The 16,922-nt window shown below is 60.7% G+C and carries 16 protein-coding genes; 5 read left to right on the top strand and 11 right to left on the bottom strand.

The window, feature by feature from the left end:
• Positions 1-3 precede the first annotated feature (3 nt).
• The 3 genes from AB3Y40_RS02910 to trpS all read right to left on the bottom strand — a co-directional run bounded on the left by AB3Y40_RS02910 (position 4) and on the right by trpS (position 2,921).
• Positions 4-459 carry a universal stress protein gene (locus AB3Y40_RS02910; RefSeq protein WP_369437305.1) on the bottom strand — a complete coding sequence of 152 codons (456 nt, stop codon included), beginning with the start codon at positions 457-459 and terminating at the stop codon, positions 4-6.
• Between the two features lie 101 nt (positions 460-560).
• Entirely contained in the window at positions 561-1,424 is an 864-nt protein-coding gene (locus AB3Y40_RS02915; protein WP_369437306.1) for a branched-chain amino acid aminotransferase, read from the bottom strand.
• A 477-nt stretch (positions 1,425-1,901) separates the two neighbouring features.
• Complete coding sequence (gene trpS, locus AB3Y40_RS02920) at positions 1,902-2,921, bottom strand: tryptophan--tRNA ligase (protein WP_369437307.1); 1,020 nt, start codon at positions 2,919-2,921, stop codon at positions 1,902-1,904.
• A 79-nt stretch (positions 2,922-3,000) separates the two neighbouring features.
• On the opposite strand from trpS, the gene AB3Y40_RS02925 reads away from it, so the two are divergent.
• Entirely contained in the window at positions 3,001-3,681 is a 681-nt protein-coding gene (locus AB3Y40_RS02925) for a rhomboid family intramembrane serine protease (protein ID WP_369437308.1), read from the top strand.
• On the opposite strand, the gene AB3Y40_RS02930 is transcribed toward AB3Y40_RS02925, so the two are convergent.
• The 4 genes from AB3Y40_RS02930 to AB3Y40_RS02945 form a co-directional block, all read right to left on the bottom strand.
• A complete protein-coding gene (locus tag AB3Y40_RS02930; RefSeq protein WP_369437309.1) occupies positions 3,678-4,406 on the bottom strand; it encodes a sugar transferase in 729 nt (242 codons plus the stop codon). The genes AB3Y40_RS02925 and AB3Y40_RS02930 overlap by 4 nt on opposite strands.
• Before the next feature lie 143 nt (positions 4,407-4,549).
• Complete coding sequence (gene murJ, locus AB3Y40_RS02935) at positions 4,550-6,097, bottom strand: murein biosynthesis integral membrane protein MurJ (RefSeq protein ID WP_369437310.1); 1,548 nt, start codon at positions 6,095-6,097, stop codon at positions 4,550-4,552.
• Positions 6,094-8,913: a [protein-PII] uridylyltransferase gene (locus AB3Y40_RS02940; RefSeq protein WP_459553960.1), complete on the bottom strand. Its 2,820-nt coding sequence runs from the start codon at positions 8,911-8,913 to the stop codon at positions 6,094-6,096. Before AB3Y40_RS02940 ends, murJ begins: the two co-directional genes overlap by 4 nt.
• The gene (locus AB3Y40_RS02945) at positions 8,873-10,060 is read right to left on the bottom strand and encodes a penicillin-binding protein activator (RefSeq protein WP_369437311.1); all 1,188 of its coding nucleotides are present in this window, start codon (positions 10,058-10,060) and stop codon (positions 8,873-8,875) included. Before AB3Y40_RS02945 ends, AB3Y40_RS02940 begins: the two co-directional genes overlap by 41 nt.
• A gap of 64 nt (positions 10,061-10,124) precedes the next feature.
• Here AB3Y40_RS02945 and rsmI point away from each other — a divergent pair, with 64 nt between their 5' ends.
• The 3 genes from rsmI to gshB all read left to right on the top strand — a co-directional run bounded on the left by rsmI (position 10,125) and on the right by gshB (position 12,349).
• Entirely contained in the window at positions 10,125-10,985 is an 861-nt protein-coding gene (gene rsmI, locus AB3Y40_RS02950) for a 16S rRNA (cytidine(1402)-2'-O)-methyltransferase (protein ID WP_369437312.1), read from the top strand.
• Positions 10,982-11,338 (top strand): YraN family protein, encoded by a 357-nt coding sequence (locus AB3Y40_RS02955; RefSeq protein WP_369437313.1) that lies wholly within the window; start codon positions 10,982-10,984, stop codon positions 11,336-11,338. The genes rsmI and AB3Y40_RS02955 overlap by 4 nt, the downstream gene beginning before the upstream one ends.
• 69 nt (positions 11,339-11,407) lie before the next feature.
• Positions 11,408-12,349, top strand: a complete 942-nt coding sequence (gshB, locus tag AB3Y40_RS02960) for a glutathione synthase (protein WP_369437314.1) — start codon at positions 11,408-11,410, stop codon at positions 12,347-12,349.
• Here the strand turns inward: gshB and AB3Y40_RS02965 are convergent.
• Genes AB3Y40_RS02965 through cobU form a run of 4 tightly spaced genes read right to left on the bottom strand, consistent with a single transcriptional unit; the run spans position 12,346 to position 15,945 of the window.
• Positions 12,346-13,860, bottom strand: a complete 1,515-nt coding sequence (locus AB3Y40_RS02965; RefSeq protein ID WP_369437315.1) for a YifB family Mg chelatase-like AAA ATPase — start codon at positions 13,858-13,860, stop codon at positions 12,346-12,348. The two genes, gshB and AB3Y40_RS02965, sit on opposite strands and share 4 nt — an antisense overlap.
• Positions 13,861-13,914: 54 nt before the next feature.
• On the bottom strand, positions 13,915-14,787 hold the full coding sequence (locus AB3Y40_RS02970; RefSeq protein ID WP_369437316.1) for a glutathione S-transferase: 873 nt from the start codon (positions 14,785-14,787) through the stop codon (positions 13,915-13,917).
• Positions 14,788-14,845: 58 nt separating this feature from the next.
• The gene (locus AB3Y40_RS02975; protein ID WP_369437317.1) at positions 14,846-15,424 is read right to left on the bottom strand and encodes a histidine phosphatase family protein; all 579 of its coding nucleotides are present in this window, start codon (positions 15,422-15,424) and stop codon (positions 14,846-14,848) included.
• On the bottom strand, positions 15,421-15,945 hold the full coding sequence (gene cobU, locus AB3Y40_RS02980; RefSeq protein ID WP_369437318.1) for a bifunctional adenosylcobinamide kinase/adenosylcobinamide-phosphate guanylyltransferase: 525 nt from the start codon (positions 15,943-15,945) through the stop codon (positions 15,421-15,423). Before cobU ends, AB3Y40_RS02975 begins: the two co-directional genes overlap by 4 nt.
• Before the next feature lie 95 nt (positions 15,946-16,040).
• Between cobU and AB3Y40_RS02985 the strand changes: the two genes are divergently transcribed.
• Positions 16,041-16,919 (top strand): RNA polymerase factor sigma-32, encoded by an 879-nt coding sequence (locus AB3Y40_RS02985; RefSeq protein WP_369437319.1) that lies wholly within the window; start codon positions 16,041-16,043, stop codon positions 16,917-16,919.
• Positions 16,920-16,922: the final 3 nt, after the last annotated feature.

Genomic DNA, 16,922 nt, shown 5'->3' on the forward strand with positions numbered 1-16,922 from the left:
GGGTTACGTAATCGCCTCAAGCCGTTCTTTGGACAAATCACCCGGCACAATGGTGATCGGGATCGGCAATTCGCCGGCCTGACGGGTCAATGCCGTGATAAGCGGGCCGGGCCCTTTGCCTTCGGTGCCCGCACCGAGCACAAGAACACCAATGTCTGGGTCTTCGCTGACCTGCGCCATGATCTGCGGCACCGGTTCACCTTCGCGGATGACCAGATTGGGTTCGACGTTTTGTTTGTCGCGCATCCATTTGGCGAAAACTTCGTAGTGGACCTCGATCCGTTCACGCGCCTCGGCGCGCATGATCTCACCCACACCGATCCAATGGTTGAACTCATCAGGCGGGATCACAGACAGGATGGTGACGCCGCCGCCCGTATGGGCTGCCCGCATCGCAGCGAACCGCATGGCGTTCAGACACTCGCGGCTGTCATCCAGAATGACCAGAAACTTGCGCATCGCGGATCCCTTCGCTGTCTTGCGACCCACACATTGTCACCAAGCCCGGACGCTGGCAACGGCGATTCCGCGCAAAACCGCGGCTTTGCGCAGGGGCAAGGTCAGGCTTGCGACGCAGCCCAGTCCCAATACATCTCGCGCACCCGGCGCGTGACCGGCCCCACCTGATACTGGCGGTCGTCAAATGCGCTGACCGGCGTGACCTTGGACATATTGCCCGACAGGAACACCTCATCCGCGGCGCGCACATCCTCAAAGGACAAAACGCCCTCAATCACCTCGACCCCGTCGGCGCGCAGGTTGCTGATGTGGCGTGCGCGCGTGATGCCCGCCAGAAAGGTGCCGTTGGGAATGGGCGTCATCACCACCCCGTCGCGCACGATAAAGACGTTGGACGTGGCACTTTCAGCGACATTGCCCATCGCATCCGCCACCAGCGCATTGCCAAATCCCTTCGCGCGCGCCTCAACCAGCATCCGTGCGTTGTTAGGATAAAGACAGCCCGCCTTGGCATCGACCACCGCGTCTTCCATGACCGGGCGGCGGAATCGCGTCGTGGTCAGGGTGGTGGTGGCCTCTGGCTTGGCAAAGGGGATTTCTTCCAGACAAATGGCAAAGCCGGTCTGATCCCCCTGCGGCACAATCGCCGTCACATCGCCGTTGATGCCCCAGTACATCGGGCGGATGTAAACCGGGGTGCCGGGGGCATAGGCCGCCAGACCTTCCTTTATAATGGCAATCATATCTGCGGTGCTGACCGTTGGTGTCAGCATCAGCGCCTCGGCAGACCGGTTCACCCTTGCGCAATGCAGGTCCAGATCAGGCGTCAGCCCGTTGACCATCCGCGCCCCGTCAAACACGCCTGACCCCAGCCAAGCGCCGTGGTCAGCTGCCGACATGACCGGCACGTCACCCTGATGCCAGGTGCCATTGAAATAGGTGCGGATATTGGTGCCGGTCGCCATGGGTGCCTCCTCTTGCTGAAGGCACGCTAGGCCGCACCCGCACAAACGTAAAGCGCCCGACCCCGGGGGGGAGCGGGGGTCGGGCGCAATATTGGGGCCACCGGCGGGGACGGGGTGCAGGGCCCATGCCGAAACCTTGCCGGATCACTGTCACAACTTCATGACACGCCTTTGGGGTCGGGGTTGACCGGCTCTTGGGTCGCCATGATCTCGAAGTCAGTCAAAACCCCCGATCCGCGGGTCGTGGCGCGCCCCGGACCAGGCGGCCACCGTACCCTCACGCAAAAAGTTGCGGCCACGTTAAATTCGCGGGCAAAGCTTAACGGGCCTTAACCCCGACGACGGTTTTGGGTGCGGTCCGGCACGATGACTGCCGTCCAAAAGCGCGCCGTGCCTTCACACACACGCTTGGACAGTCATGTGCATGGTTTGTGCATGCTTTGTGTATCGGATGTGTATGGTCCGCAGGTGGCCCTTTTAGCCGCGCAACAGCCCGACAATGTCATAGGTCTGGCGCAGGATCGGGTCCGCAATCGCGCGGGCCTTTTCAGCACCTTTGCCCAGAATCCGGTCAATTTCGGCCGGGTCATCCATCAGGCGGCGCATCTCGTCCGAGATCGGCGCAAGCTTGTCCACCGCCAGATCGGCGAGCGCAGGCTTGAATTGACCCCAACCGGCCCCTGCGTATTCCGTGATGACAGCTTCGGGCGAAGTGTCTGATAAAGCTGCATAAATCTCGACCAAATTGCGCGCCTCGGCACGGTCTTTCAGACCATCCAGCGTCTCTGGCAGCGGCTCTGGGTCGGTCTTGGCCTTGCGGAACTTCTTGGCGATCTTGTCGGCATCATCCAGCATGTTGATGCGTTCCATGTCGCTCTCACCAGACTTCGACATCTTCTTGGACCCGTCGCGCAAGTTCATCACGCGAGTGGCCGGGCCGTCGATAACCGGTTGAGTTTCCGGGAAAAAATCGGTTTTGAAGTCATGGTTGAACTTCGCCGCAATGTCCCGCGTCAACTCCACATGCTGTTTTTGATCCTCTCCAACCGGCACATGGGTCGCGTGATAAAGCAGGATGTCAGCCGCCATCAGCGACGGATAAGCATAAAGCCCAAGCGAGGCTTTTTCAGCGCCAGACCCGGCCTTATCCTTGAACTGCGTCATCCGGTTCATCCAGCCAACACGGGCCACACAGTTGAAAATCCAGCCCAATTCGGCATGGGCGGAAACCTGTGACTGGTTGAAAAGAATGGACTTTTCAGGGTCGAGCCCAGCGGCCAGATAGCCTGCGGCAACCTCTCGGGTGCCTTGCGCCAGCTCTGCGGGGTCTTGCCAGACGGTGATCGCGTGCAGGTCGACAACGCAATAGACCGTCTCGAAATCCGGGCCCTGCATCCCGACAAACCGTTTGATTGCGCCCAGATAATTGCCCAGCTGCAAACCGCCCGAGGGCTTGATCCCAGAGAAAACACGCGGGGTAAAGGTCGAGGCAGTCATCTGATGATCCGGTCTGGTGGTTTAGGCGCTCTGCGCTTACCCATGCCAGAGCAGACCGTCAACTTCAATGAGCCGTGCAATGGAAAACCAAAGCCCCGTCAACCCAATCCCGCCGGTGGTGATCGTCCTTTGCCTGATCGCGGTTCTGGTGGAACTGGTGCTAAGCGCGGGGCAGTTTGGCGTCGTGGCAGATCGCACCGCAATCGGGTGGCGGATCAATGCCTTACAGGATTATTCGGTGTCGCCTGCTGTGCTGGAATGGATGCATGCGCGCGGCGATTATGCGCCCGAGATGCTGATGCGGTTCCTGACCTATCCCTTTGTCCACGCCAGCTTTACACAAGCGCTGTTTGGCGCAGCACTGCTGCTGGCGCTCGGTAAATTTGTGGGCGACGCGCTGGGCAACCTCGCAGTTTTGGTGGTGTTTCTGGCAACATCCATCGGCGGGGCCATCGTGTTCTGCCTGATCGCCAGCGGCACAACGCCGCTCTTTGGCCTGTTCCCACCGGTCTACGGCCTGATTGGCGCCTATACCTATGTGATCTGGTTGCACCTTGGCCGCACCGGGCAAAGCCAATTGGCCGCCTTTCGGCTGATCGGCTTTTTGCTGGCGCTGCAATTGGTCTTTGGTTTGCTCTTCGGCGCAGGCAATGCCTGGATCGCGGAATTGGCGGGCTTTGTGTTTGGGTTTGCAGTGGCAACACTGCTGGTCCCGGGTGGCTGGGCTGCGCTGGTCCAGCGGTTGCGGCAGCGGTCCTAGACGCCCGTGCCGCGAAAGACGACCCGCAGTGTCTGGGCGAGAATGCGCAGATCACCCTTGAACGTTACGTTGCGGGCATAGATGCCGTCGATATTGGCGCGTTCGGTAAACGACACATCATTGCGGCGCGACACCTGCCACAGCCCGGTGATGCCGGGGCGCAGGGTGTAATAACCTTCGCCCAGGTACAGCACCTTTTGGCAAACCATCATCGGACGCGGTCCAATCAGGCTCATGTCGCCCCTCAGCACGTTCCAGATCTGCGGCAGCTCATCAAAGGAAATCTTGCGCAAAACACGGCCAATCCGAGTGATGCGGGGGTCATCGCGCAGCTTTTGGTTGGCATCCCATTCCGCACGGGCCGCAGGATGCGAGGCCAGATGGGCCGCCAAAGCTGCGTCCGCGTCTGTCACCATCGTGCGTAGCTTCCACATGGTGAAAAGCTTGCCGCCTCTGCCAAGGCGTTCCTGACGGTAAAGAGGCTGACCCCCGGAGAGCCAGATCGCACAGATCATCAAGCCAATCAGCGGCACAGCCAATGGGGCGCCAAGCAGGACCATGAAGATATCAAAAGGGCGTTTGAAGTAACTGGCATAGCGCGTCGCGCCGGGCTGGGCCGGGGCCTGCGCTGGCTTGGGCGGCATGGTGACTGCGCGCAGGCTGGGACGCGCGACAGAAACGGCGTGTTCAACCTTTTGTGCAGTCATCTGTTCCAGCGTTTGCATTCTTGCGCGTCCAATTTTCACAGCATCTTCTTGGTAATGGTTAACGGCAAACAAAGAAGAAACTGTGGCGGCATTGCGCCCATCAGCAGACAACTTTGGTTCGTCTTCCCCACATTCACGGTGCGGTGGGTCAAAAGGTTTCGCTAGCGGCGCAGGGCCTTGCGAATTTCGTTCAACTTGAACGCACCGATGGCCTGCCCGATGGCGAAGTAGGACAGAAGCCCTGTCGCCACAAGTAGGGCAAGAGCTGCATAGCGCAGCGTGGCGGCGGCAAGATAGGGGGAAAGAACTGCCGCAAAACCCCATAGGATCACGCCCATGATGAGGCTTGCGATGATGATACGCCCGATACGCTTCTGAAAACGTTCATCAATTTGTGATGCCTGCCCCATCCCGCGTGATCCGCGCCACAGCAGGAAAACCATTGCCCAACCGGTCAATGTGGTGCCAACGGCGGCGGCGATATAGCCAATGACCGGTGACAGGCCGACGGCGATCACCAGGTTCAGAACCATCGCCACAAGTGCGTACTTGAAGGGCCGCTTGGTGTCCTCGCGAGCGAAGAACAGCGGTTGCAGCGCCTTTTGCAAAACAAAGGCTGGCAGGCCCAGACCATAGACTGCGACGGCAAGTGCTGTGGCCTGCGTGTCTGCGGCCGAAAACGCACCGCGCTCGAACAACACGCTGACCAGCGGTGCCGGGATCACCAGCAGCGCCACGGCGGCAGGTACGGTCAGGGCGAGGCTGATTTCTGCTGCGCGGTTGAACGCATCCTGCCCGCCGGCGGCGTCATCTGCTCCCAGACGGCGGGCAAGGTCGGGCAACAGGACGACGCCGATGGCAATGCCCACCACCCCCAGCGGCAGTTGATACAGCCGGTCAGCATAGGACAGCCATGCGACCGCCCCGTCAAAGAAGCTGGCGACTTGCCGCCCGACCAGCAGGTTGATCTGGACCACACCCCCGGCCAGTGCGGCAGGGGCGGCGATAATCGCTAGGCGTTTGAGTTCCGGCGTCATGCGCGGCAGGCCCAGACGCAGGGCATAGCCGGCCCTTTTGGCGGCCCACCAGACCAGCGCCAGTTGCGCGATCCCTGCAACCGGCACGGCCCATGCCAGCTTGGTTCCTATGGCTGCGGCCTCGCCAGAGGTGCTGGCCCCCCAGAGAATTGCCGCCACAAAGACCACATTCAAAAGGACCGGTGCCGCAGCTGCGGCGGCAAAGCGCCCGGTGGCGTTCAAGACCCCCGACAGCAACGCCGCGAGAGAGATAAACAAGATGTAGGGAAAGGCGATGCGGCCATACCGGACGGCCAAATCAAACCGCTCATCCCCACGAAACCCGCTGGCCATCAGCGTCACCAGCGCGGGCATAAAGATCACCCCCAGCGCAGTGAAGATCGACAACAGGAACGCCATGCCGACAAAGGCATCCTGCGCAAAGCGTTGCGGCGCGTCATCGGTTTCAAGCTTTTTGGCGAACATCGGAATGAACGCCATGTTGAACGCGCCCTCGGCAAAAAAGCGGCGAAAAAGGTTGGGCAGCGAAAAGGCGATGAGGAACGCCTCCGCCACCACGCCGGTGCCAAGAAAGGCCGCGATCAGAATGTCACGGACAAAGCCCAATATTCGGCTGAGCAGTGTCCAGATGCCGACGGTAAAGAAACCAGCCATCAGGCGGATCGGTTTCATGCGTGCGCCCGTTCTGCACCAAGCGCAATCGCCTCGCGCAGTTTACGTTCCAGCGCGGCACGCTTGCCTTCAGAGTAGAATTTCAGCCCCACCATGTCCTTGACATAGAAGGTGTCGACGACCTGTTCCCCATAGGTCGCGATCACCGCAGAGGCGATATAGACATGAGCGTTTGCAAGGGTCCGGGTCAGGTCAAACAACAGGCCGGGGCGGTCGCGGGTGTCCACCTCAATAATCGTGTAGATTTCAGAGCCGTCGTTATCAAAGGTGATCGTCGTGGGCACCTTAAAGGCACGCTCACGTTTCTTGTACTTGTCGCGGTCCACCAGCGCGTCGCGTGCGACCACCTCTCCACGCAGGGTCTTGGCGATCATCTGGCGCAGACGCGGTAGGCGCGCTGCTTCATAAGGGGTGCCATCTGCGTCCTGCACCCAGAACACCGCCGTGGCATAGCCGTCTTTGGACGTATAGGTACGGGCATCGACGATATTGGCCCCGACGAGCGCCAATGCGCCCGTCATCCGGCTAAAGAGACCGGGATGGTCGACCATCACAAAGCAGGCGCGGGTGGCGTCCCGGTCTTCATCGGGCATCAGATCAATGCTGATTTCGGTGTCTTTGACCTCTTTCAGCAAACGGGCAAAAACCAGATGGGCCGCCGGCGGCAGACCTTGCCAGTAGGTGCCATAGTGCCGCCCCACCTCTGCGCGCAGGTCTTTGGCGGGCCAGTCCGCCAAGGCGCTGCGCAGCTGGCGCTTGGCCTCGGCCTCGCGGCTTTCGCGGTTGAGGTCCTCCAGACCGGTTTCCAGCGCATCACGTGTGGCACGGTAAAGGTTGCGGATCAGTACCGCCTTCCAGTTGTTCCAGGTACCGGGCCCGACGCCGCGAATATCGCAGACCGTCAGCACCGTCAGCAGGTCCAGCCGCTCCACCGATTTCACCGCATTGGCAAAGCCACGCACGGTGCGCGGCTCAGCGATGTCGCGCTTTTGCGCCGTGTCAGACATCAGCAGATGGTAGCGGATCAGCCATTCGACGGTTTCGCATTCTTTCTTGTTCAGCCCCAGCCGGGGGGCCACCTTGCGTGCGATCTGCGCGCCCAGAACGGAATGGTCCTCTTTGCGGCCTTTGCCGATGTCATGCAGCAAAAGTGCTGCATAAAGCACCTTGCGGTTCACGCCGCGTTTAAGGATGCCAGAGGCAATCGGCAAATCCTCGATCAGTTCCTCACGTTCGATCTGGGCCAGCTGGCTGATCACTTGAATGGTGTGCTCGTCCACTGTGTAGTGGTGGTACATGTTGAACTGCATCATCGCCACGATGGGCGCAAATTCCGGCATGAAAGCGGCCAGCACGTTTAGCTCATTCATCCGCCGCAATGCGCGCTCGGGGTTGCCGTGTTTCAGCAAGAGGCCAAGAAACAGGCGGTTCGCCTCTTTCGACTGGCGCATGTCTTCGTCGATCAGATCCAGGTTCGCGGCGATCAGACGCATGGCGTCAGGATGCACCAGCAGGCCGGTCCGCAGTGCGATTTCAAAGATTCGCAACAGGTTCAGCTTGTCCGACAGAAAGGTCTTGGGCGCGGACACTGTCAGCCTGTTTTGCTTGATAGCATAGGGCTTTTCGACCTTGGCCCGCCGCTTCAAAAGCCGGAACAGCATCGGTTCGGCCTTGGCCTGGCTTTTCTCTTGGGCGGTCAGGAAAATCCGGGTCAGATCACCGACGCTGGTCGCATGGCGGAAATAGGCCTGCATGAAGTGTTCCACGCCGCGTCGTCCGCCGCTGTCCTCATAGCCCATCGCCTCGGCCACGATGACTTGCATGTCAAAGCTCAACTGGTCAGACGCGCGTCCGGCGATCAGGTGCAGGTGGCAGCGCACTGCCCACAGGAATTCATGCGCGGCACGGAAGGTGTCGTATTCATCCTCGGTAAAGACCTTGTGGGCGACCAATTCGCGGGCCTGGCTGACGCCATGGATATACTTGCCGATCCAGTACAGCGATTGCAGGTCTCGCAGCCCGCCTTTGCCTTCCTTCACGTTGGGCTCCACCATGTAGCGCTGGCCGCCCTGTTTGATGTGTCGCGCCTCGCGCTCGGCCAGTTTGGCTTCGATAAACTCGGCCTTGGTGGCGCGGAACAGTTCTTTGCGCAATTTCTCGACCAGCGTCCCGGCAAGGGTTTCATCACCAGACAGGTGGCGCATTTCAACCAGTGAGGTGCGAATGGTGTAGTCATCTTTGGCGAGGCGCAGGCAATCCTTGATCGTGCGGCTGGCGTGACCAACCTTCAGCTTGAGGTCCCACAACATGTAAAGACTGCTTTCGATCACGCTTTCGGCCCATGGGGTCAGCTTGTAGGGCGTCAGAAACAACAGATCGACGTCGGAATGCGGGGCCATCTCACCGCGTCCGTAGCCGCCAACGGCGATAATGCTCAGCCGCTCGCCTTCGGTGGGATTGGGCAAAGGGTGCAAGCGGTCACGCGCAACCGAAAGCACTGCCATCACCAATTGATCGGTCAGCCAGCTATACGCCCGCACCGTGGGGCGCGCGCGAAAAGGGTCATCTACAAAGGCGGCGGCGATGGCGGCACGGCCGCGCTTTTGCGCCTCGGCCAGAATGGTGACTGTCGCGCGCCGCACGTCCCGGTCGTCCTTGGCATCGGCGCAGGCCTGCGCCAAAGCCGCCTGCACCGCGGCGGGGTCAAAAATGTCGTGCGCCGGACAGATCAGACCGTCCGGCGCGCTATCTGTTTTATCTGTGGCGGGGGCCGGTTCAGAAACCGGCGCCACCAAAGCTGCGGGGGGCTGGCTCAAGGACAACGACCTGATTGTTACGGATGGTTGCGACGGCCAGACCACGTTCGTTCAGGCCATTGGGCAGCAGGCGAAAGATGCCGTTTGTGCCCTGAAAACCCTGCGGCGTGGTCAATGCGGATTTGGTGAGCGCATTGGCATCGCCACGGGCGACAAGCGCCCCGATCGCTGCGATCCCGTCATAGGCAAGGCCTGCAAGCGGGTGCGGTGCTTCGCCATAGACACCGGCATAGCGGGCCTCGAAATTGGCGCTCATCGCGCGGTCGGGCAGGGCGAAAAGACCGCCCTGCAGGCCTGGCAGGGACAGTGCCTGTGGTACGGCATTCCAACGCTGCAAGCCGATGAATTGTGTGTCGGTCGGGTTCACGCCCGCCTCTGGCAGGGCGGTGGCAAGGATCGGTAGATCGGCATTCACCCCGCCGGTCAGAAAGACAGCGTCAGCGCCGCCGGATTTGATCGCCCCGGCAATGCGCCCGGTTGAACCCAGGATGCCCTGCTGTGACAGCGGATAGCTTTCAACGGCGGCAACCTGACCGCCATTGCTGCGCACCGCGCGGGTGATCGCATCGCGCCCAACCTGACCGCCCACATCGTCGCCATGCACCACCGCAAAGCGGGTGTTGCCCTGACGCGCCGCGTATTGCACCAGCCGGTTGGCGGTGTTGTCAAAAGTTGCGCCAAGCACAAAGACGTTGCCGCCTGCGATGGTGGGGTTGTTGGAAAAGGCCAGAACGTTGATGTTGCGCGCGGCCACGGCCACACCTGCGGCATTGGCGGATTCAGCAAAAAGCGGCCCCAACAGGATCTTGGCCCCGTCGTTGGCGGCTTGCGTCGCAACACTGGCGGCTTGCACCGGGTCGCTGCCGGTGTTGTAGACGCGCAAATCAACCTCGACCCCGTTCAGATCAGAGATCGCCAGACGTGCAGCGTTTTCAAGGTTTGACGCCAGAAACTGGTCACTGCCTGTGGCGGAACCACCGGGCACCAAAAGCGCCACTTGCACAGGGGCTGATGTATCAATCCGCTGACCTGTATTTGCGCCGGGCGCCACGATGGCGGTGGGGGCGCAGGCAGACACCCACAGGAACGACAGAAAGGCCATCAGCAAGGCGAATGGCTTGCGAGGGCGCGGTAAAACGGCAAACATGTGCAGGCTTCCTTTGGTACTCTGGTCGGGACCATCATAGAGCCGGGGGCAGAAGGGTCTAGGGATGAATTTCAAAGCAACACAGCTACAGGCGGGGCTGTACCTTGTAGCCACGCCCATCGGGTCGGCGCGCGATATCACCTTGCGCGCGCTTGATGTGTTGGCAAGCGCCGACGTGATCGCGGCAGAGGATACGCGGACGGCGCGAAAACTGATGGATATTCATGGGGTTGCAATTGATGGACGGCCTCTTTTGGCGTTTCATGATCACTCTGGTGCGGGGGCCGTCAACCGGCTGGTGGCAGAGATGAAAGCCGGGAAATCCGTTGCCTATGTGTCCGAGGCCGGCACGCCACTTATTGCCGATCCGGGCTATGAACTGGGCCGCGCCGCAATGGCCCAAGATATCCTCGTGACCACGGCGCCCGGACCCTCTGCTGTGATTGCCGCACTAAGCGTCGCCGGGCTGCCCACCGACCGGTTTGCATTTGTTGGGTTCCTGCCCTCTGGCAAGACCCAGCGCGAAACCGAGATTGCGGCCCTGCGGGACACGCCATTTACGCTTGTTTTCTATGAAAGCCCGAAACGTGTTCATGGATTATTAGAAAGTCTGCGCGAAGTTTTGGGGGGTGGTCGCGATGCAGTTGTGTGTCGTGAATTGACCAAACGATTTGAAGAGGTGTTGCGCGGGACCCTGGATGAATTGGCGGACCAGTTCAGTGGCCGCAATGTCAAAGGCGAAATCGTTGTTCTTGTTGGGCGCGCGGGTGCCGTTGATGTGGATGATGCGATGATCGAAAGCGCGCTGCGCGACGCGATGCAGACGATGCGGGTTAAGGATGCGGCGACAACGGTCGCAGGCGCGCTGGGTTTGCCGCGCAGGCAGGTTTATCAGCTGGCGCTGACATTGGAGACAGATAAATGAGCGGACGCACAAGTTACTATGCCGGGGCCGCAGCCGAGGACATTGTGGCGTCCGATTATGCGCGGCGCGGATGGCCTGCGTTGAACAAGCGCTGGCGCGGTTCTGCCGGAGAAGTTGATTTGATCGTGCGCGAAGGCGATTGCATCGTCTTTGTCGAGGTCAAGAAAAGCCGCAGTTTTGCGCAGGCAGCAACGCGCCTGTCGCGTCGGCAGATGGATCGCATCTATGGCGCCGCGTCAGAATATATCGCCAACGAACCCAAGGGTCAGTTGACAGATGTGCGTTTTGACGTGGCCCTTGTGAACGCCCAAGGTGCAGTGCAGATCATCGAGAACGCATTCATGGACGCCTGATTTGCGCCATTGCACATGATCGGGGCTTGCCCCATGTAAAGGGCAGAATTTGCATGCCTGAGGTCGCCCATGTCCCTGAAAGTTGCCATCCAAATGGACCCGATCGGTCCGATTGACATTGATGCCGATAGCTCATTCCGCATCGCGGAAGAGGCGCAGGCGCGCGGTCACAGTCTGTTCTATTACACGCCCGACAAGCTGTCCTATAACGCAGGCCGCGTTATGGCGCAGGGCTGGCCGCTGACGGTTCAGCGGGTCAAGGGTGATCATTTCACCCTTGCCGCGCAGCAAGTGGTTGATCTGGCTGATTTTGATGTGGTCTGGTTGCGGCAGGATCCGCCGTTTGACATGGGCTATATCACCACGACGCATCTGCTTGATATGGTGCATCCTGAAACACTGGTGGTGAATGATCCGTTCTGGGTGCGCAATTACCCCGAAAAACTGCTGGTCCTGCAATTCCCGGACCTGACGCCACCCACAATGATCGCCCGCGATCTGGACACGCTGCGTGCCTTCCGGGCAGAGCACGGTGATGTCATCCTCAAACCGCTTTACGGCAACGGTGGTGCCGGTGTCTTCAAACTGCGCAAGGACGATAGCAATCTTGCGTCGCTGCACGAGCTTTTTGCCGGCATCAACCGCGAGCCCTTGATTATGCAGAAGTTTTTGCCGGACGTCACCAAGGGCGACAAACGTGTGATCCTTGTGGATGGCGAACCAGTGGGCGCGATCAACCGGGTGCCTGCGAAAGGTGAAACCCGGTCGAACATGCATGTGGGTGGCCGCCCGGAGAAGGTCGAATTGACAGATCGCGACCGCGAGATTTGCGCGCGGATCGGGCCGCTTTTGCGCGAGAAGGGTCAGGTCTTTGTGGGCATTGACGTGATCGGCGACTGGCTGACCGAAATTAACGTGACATCCCCCACAGGCATTCAAGAGCTAGAGCGCTTTGACGGGATCAATGTTGCAGAGAAGATCTGGCAAGCGATAGAGCGGCGCAGATCCTAAACCTCTTTCGACATGGCGAGCCGAAAACTGACCGCTTCGGCCACATGGGGTTGGCGGACCTCTTTGGCGCCATCCAGATCGGCAATTGTGCGGGCCACCCGCAGCACCCGGTGATACCCGCGCGCTGACAGTCCAAACCGTTCCGCAACGCGGGTCAAAAGCGTGCGGCCCTCGGCGTCCGGCGTCGCGATCTCCTCCAGAACAGCACCTTGTGCGTCCGCGTTGACGGTCATGTCCGACTGATCGGCAAAGCGCGCGGTCTGCACCGCGCGGGCGGCAGCGACCCGCGCTGCCACATCGGCGGATCGATCACCGCATTCGGGTAAGTCCAGATCGGTGAAGGCCACCGGCGGCACTTCGACCCGCAGGTCAAAGCGGTCCATCAACGGGCCAGAAATGCGGCCAAGATAATCTTCACCACAGATCGGGACGCGGGCGCAGGCGCGGGCCGGATCGGCGAGGTAGCCGCATTTGCAAGGGTTGGCGGCCGCCACCAGCATGAACCGGCAGGGATAGCGGACATGCGCATTGGCGCGCGCCACCACGACCTCGCCGGTTTCAATCGGTTGGCGCAGGGTCTCCAGCACAGTGCGCGGGAATTCGGGGAATTCGTCCATGAACAGCACGCCGTTGTGCGCCAGGGAAATCTCGCCCGGTTTCGCGCCACGGCCACCGCCGACGATGGCCGCCATTGACGCGGTATGGTGGGGCTCGCGAAACGGGCGCTGGCGGCTGATCCCGCCTTCGTCCAGTAACCCGGCCAGCGAATGGATCATCGAGGTCTCCAACGCCTCTGCCGGGGTCAGCGGCGGCATGATCCCCGGTAAGCGGGCCGCCAGCATGGATTTTCCCGACCCCGGAGAACCGACCATCAGCAGGTGATGCCGCCCGGCGGCGGCGATTTCCAGCGCACGTTTGGCGCGTTCCTGGCCTTTGACTTCGGCCAGATCGCGCGCACCGCTGGGCCCTGTGACTTCGCCGGGTGTGGCGGGGGCCAAAACCGCCTGACCACTAAAGTGCTGCACCGCCTCGGCCAGTGACCGCGGGGCAATCACCGCCACCGCGTCGACCCATGCGGCCTCTGCCCCGCAGGTGGCAGGGCACATGAGCGTCCGGTCATCGGCACTGGCCGTCATCGCGGCGGGCAATGCGCCCACAACCGGCACCAGCCCGCCGTCAAGGGAAAGTTCTCCCAGCGCCACAGTGCCGGCCACAGCCTCGCGCGGGACCACGTCAAGGGCTGCGAGCACTGCCAGCGCAATCGGCAAATCGAAATGCGATCCCTCTTTGGGCATATCGGCAGGTGAGAGGTTGATCGTGATCCGCTTGGACGGCAGCGCGATCGACATTGCCGACAAGGCAGACCTGACCCGTTCGCGCGCCTCTGACACGGCCTTGTCCGGCAGGCCGACGATGGCGAAGGCTGGCATGCCGGGGGCGACGGCGCATTGCACTTCGACCTGACGCGCCTCTATCCCGTCGAATGCAACTGTATAGGCCACCACTGACATGAACCATCGTCCCCTTCTTGGTTAACGAATAGGGGCCAGAGGGTTTAAGATTGGTTAACGCTCCAGAAGCGCCATGAATTTCGGCCAAGCGGCTGCATCGGCAACGGTTTTGTCGCGGCAGAAGGCGTTGCAAAATCCGAAAATGCGTCCCTCGATCTGCGCCAGATGGGTCACATCTTCGCCTGAATACGGGCATCGGTCGTTTTCAGGCGTGCCATCGGTGACAGGCTCTGCGGTCAGTGGCGTTGGTCCCGGCCAGGGAATCTCTGGCAGGGCGTGTCGGTAGGGCATCGGATCATAAGTCTCGGTCAGTCCCATGGCGCGCCAGCGGCGAAAGGCCGGGTCATCAAGATGCGCCGCCACATAGCTTTGCGTCGAACCATCGACCGGCAGACCATAGGTCGCGATCCGTCCGGCGACGGGGGCATAAAATGCGTCAACCAGTGTGTAATCACCAAACAACCACGGGCCGTCCGCGCCATAGAGATCTTTGGCGCGTTGCCACAGCGTCATGATCCGGTCGAGATCGGCTTTGACATCGTCAGACACGGCAAACCCATTCCAGCCATGTGCCAGCATCTGCGGGCAAGCGCCACGCAACGCACTGAAACCGCTGTGCATTTCCGATGCCATAGACCGCGCCAGCGCGCGTGCGGCGGGGTCCTTGGGATAAAGCGCAAGGTCCGGGTTTTCCTCTGCCAAAGTCTCTGCCATGGCCAAACTATCGGTCAAGATGCCACCTTGCGGCGTGCGCATTGCGGGTACGGTGCGGGCGGGCGCCAAGGCGGCAAGGTCTTCGCGGTAGGTGCCGCTGTAAAGCCCGACGAGCGTTGTTTTGTAAGGCAGGTCAAAACATTCCAGCATCAACCAGCCGCGCATGGACCAGCTTGAAAACGTGCGGTCCCCGATAAAGAGTTCATAAGTCATGACAGGACCTTAGCGGCGACCTTGGCGCGCGGCCAACGCTGCTTCGTGACGCGACCCATCAGGGAATGTGATTGATGCGTCCGACCTGCCAGCGCCCGTTTCGCATCTGCAATTCAGTTGTCGACAGGTTCTCGATCTGGTGGCCCATCGCCTGATAGGCGGTGCTGCCGCTGGCGCGTTGGATTTGGGTCATGATCACCCCGATGTGGGCCACGGCGATGATGTCGTGGTCCGGGTGGCGCGCGATCAGCTGGTCGACCGACGCACCGACGCGGGCGGCCACCGCGTTCCAGCTTTCGCCATCGGGTGGCGCAAGATCGCCGGGCTCTTCCCAAAACCTGCGGCTCAGCGTGGGGTCGCGTGCGGCAACCTTGTCAAAGGGCAGCCCATCCCAAGCGCCAAAGTTGAATTCGCGCAACGCCGGGTCGTCCGGCAACCGGGTTCGTGTGCCGCCAATGGCCGTGGCCGTGGCGCTGGCGCGGGACAAATCAGAGGCGACGACGATTGCGTCCTGCGGCAGACTGGCATCGACGCGTGCGATCAGGGCGTGATCTGACAGGTCAGCAGGAACATCGCGCCAGCCGACAAATGATTTTTCATGTGTCGGCCCGTGGCGCACCCAAAAGAACCGAGTCATGCCGGCAGCGCCCCTTTGAGGATTTGCGGTAGACCGGCGGTAACAAATACCGTGCAGTCGCTTTGCGCTGCGATGCGTTGATTCAAGTGTCCCTGTGCCGCGCGGAACCGGCGCGCCAGCGCGTTATCCGGTACAACGCCTTGCCCCACCTCGTTCGAGACCACGACAACAGGGCAGGGACATTCGGCAAGGGACGACAAAAGGTCGGCCTGTTGGGCGTCCAGGTCATGCTCTGCCAGCATATGATTGGTCAGCCAAAGAGTGGCGCAATCCAGCAGGACAACCTCATCCGGTTGGCGGTCCCTGAGCGCACTGGGAACATCAAGCGGCGCTTCGACCGTGTGCCAGCCATCGCCACGCTGCGCGATGTGACGGGAAATTTTCTTGCGCATTTCGTCGTCAAACGCTTGGGCTGTCGCGATGTAAATGCGTTTTCCACCAATAAGTTGCACCAAATCTTCGGCAAAGGCTGACTTGCCGGATGCGGCACCACCAAGCACGAGGGTTAAGGTGTTGATCATCTATTTGAAACTTTTCGTCATCCAACTAGGCCGGTGCTGCGTACCTAGAACATCCACAAGCCTGAACACAAGTTTGACCGATGGGGGAATGACTGATGGCCTTAGACGGATTTGCAGACCAAAGCCTTTCGCGGACCGCGATGAAGGCAGAGCTATTGGACGCCGAAACCGAGCTGCAGTTGGCGTATGCCTGGCGTGACCAGCGTTGCGAAAAATCGCTGCACCGCCTGATCACCGCGTATATGCGCCTCGCAATCTCAATGGCCTCGAAATTCAAGCGCTACGGCGCGCCGATGAACGATCTTATCCAAGAGGCATCTGTCGGCCTGATGAAGGCAGCTGACAAGTTCGACCCCGATCGCGGCGTCCGCTTTTCGACCTACGCTGTCTGGTGGATCAAGGCGTCCATTCAGGACTACGTGATGCGGAATTGGTCGATGGTGCGGACCGGGTCCACGTCCTCTCAAAAGTCGCTGTTCTTCAACATGCGCCGCGTTCAGGCCCGGCTAGAGCGTGAAGCGGCCGCCGAAGGTCGCGTGTTGGAAGGCCACGTGATGCGGAAATTGATCGCGTCCGAGGTCGGCGTGCCGTTGCATGATGTTGAGATGATGGAGGGGCGTTTGTCAGGCTCTGATTTCTCGCTCAATGCGACGCAATCGACCGAGGATGAGGGACGCGAGTGGATTGACGCACTCGAAGACGATTCTGCGCAAGCGGCGGAAAACGTTGAGAACTCTCACGACAATGCGACCCTGCGCCAATGGTTGCTCTCCGCACTGACCGACCTCAATGAGCGTGAACGCTTCATCGTCCGAGAGCGCAAGTTGCGCGACGATCCCCGGACTTTGGAAAGCCTCGGGACAGAGCTTGGGCTGTCAAAGGAACGGGTGCGGCAGCTAGAGGCCGCAGCCTTCGGCAAGATGCGCAAGAAGCTCGAAGCGACCAGCACAGAGGTTCACCGCTTCTTGGCGTGATCC

The sequence above is a fragment of the Yoonia sp. R2331 genome, from assembly GCF_041103235.1.
GTDB lineage: Bacteria > Pseudomonadota > Alphaproteobacteria > Rhodobacterales > Rhodobacteraceae > CANMYO01.

Coding starts and splice junctions, on each gene's coding strand:
- AB3Y40_RS02975 (WP_369437317.1), bottom strand. CDS start 15,424: ATGACTCGGTTCTTTTGGGTGCGCCACGGGCCGACACATGAAAAATCA.
- AB3Y40_RS02985 (WP_369437319.1), top strand. CDS start 16,041: ATGGCCTTAGACGGATTTGCAGACCAAAGCCTTTCGCGGACCGCGATG.
- AB3Y40_RS02915 (WP_369437306.1), bottom strand. CDS start 1,424: ATGGCGACCGGCACCAATATCCGCACCTATTTCAATGGCACCTGGCAT.
- cobU (WP_369437318.1), bottom strand. CDS start 15,945: ATGATCAACACCTTAACCCTCGTGCTTGGTGGTGCCGCATCCGGCAAG.
- gshB (WP_369437314.1), top strand. CDS start 11,408: ATGTCCCTGAAAGTTGCCATCCAAATGGACCCGATCGGTCCGATTGAC.
- murJ (WP_369437310.1), bottom strand. CDS start 6,097: ATGAAACCGATCCGCCTGATGGCTGGTTTCTTTACCGTCGGCATCTGG.
- rsmI (WP_369437312.1), top strand. CDS start 10,125: ATGAATTTCAAAGCAACACAGCTACAGGCGGGGCTGTACCTTGTAGCC.
- AB3Y40_RS02970 (WP_369437316.1), bottom strand. CDS start 14,787: ATGACTTATGAACTCTTTATCGGGGACCGCACGTTTTCAAGCTGGTCC.
- trpS (WP_369437307.1), bottom strand. CDS start 2,921: ATGACTGCCTCGACCTTTACCCCGCGTGTTTTCTCTGGGATCAAGCCC.
- AB3Y40_RS02925 (WP_369437308.1), top strand. CDS start 3,001: ATGGAAAACCAAAGCCCCGTCAACCCAATCCCGCCGGTGGTGATCGTC.
- AB3Y40_RS02930 (WP_369437309.1), bottom strand. CDS start 4,406: ATGCAAACGCTGGAACAGATGACTGCACAAAAGGTTGAACACGCCGTT.
- AB3Y40_RS02945 (WP_369437311.1), bottom strand. CDS start 10,060: ATGTTTGCCGTTTTACCGCGCCCTCGCAAGCCATTCGCCTTGCTGATG.
- AB3Y40_RS02910 (WP_369437305.1), bottom strand. CDS start 459: ATGCGCAAGTTTCTGGTCATTCTGGATGACAGCCGCGAGTGTCTGAAC.
- AB3Y40_RS02955 (WP_369437313.1), top strand. CDS start 10,982: ATGAGCGGACGCACAAGTTACTATGCCGGGGCCGCAGCCGAGGACATT.
- AB3Y40_RS02965 (WP_369437315.1), bottom strand. CDS start 13,860: ATGTCAGTGGTGGCCTATACAGTTGCATTCGACGGGATAGAGGCGCGT.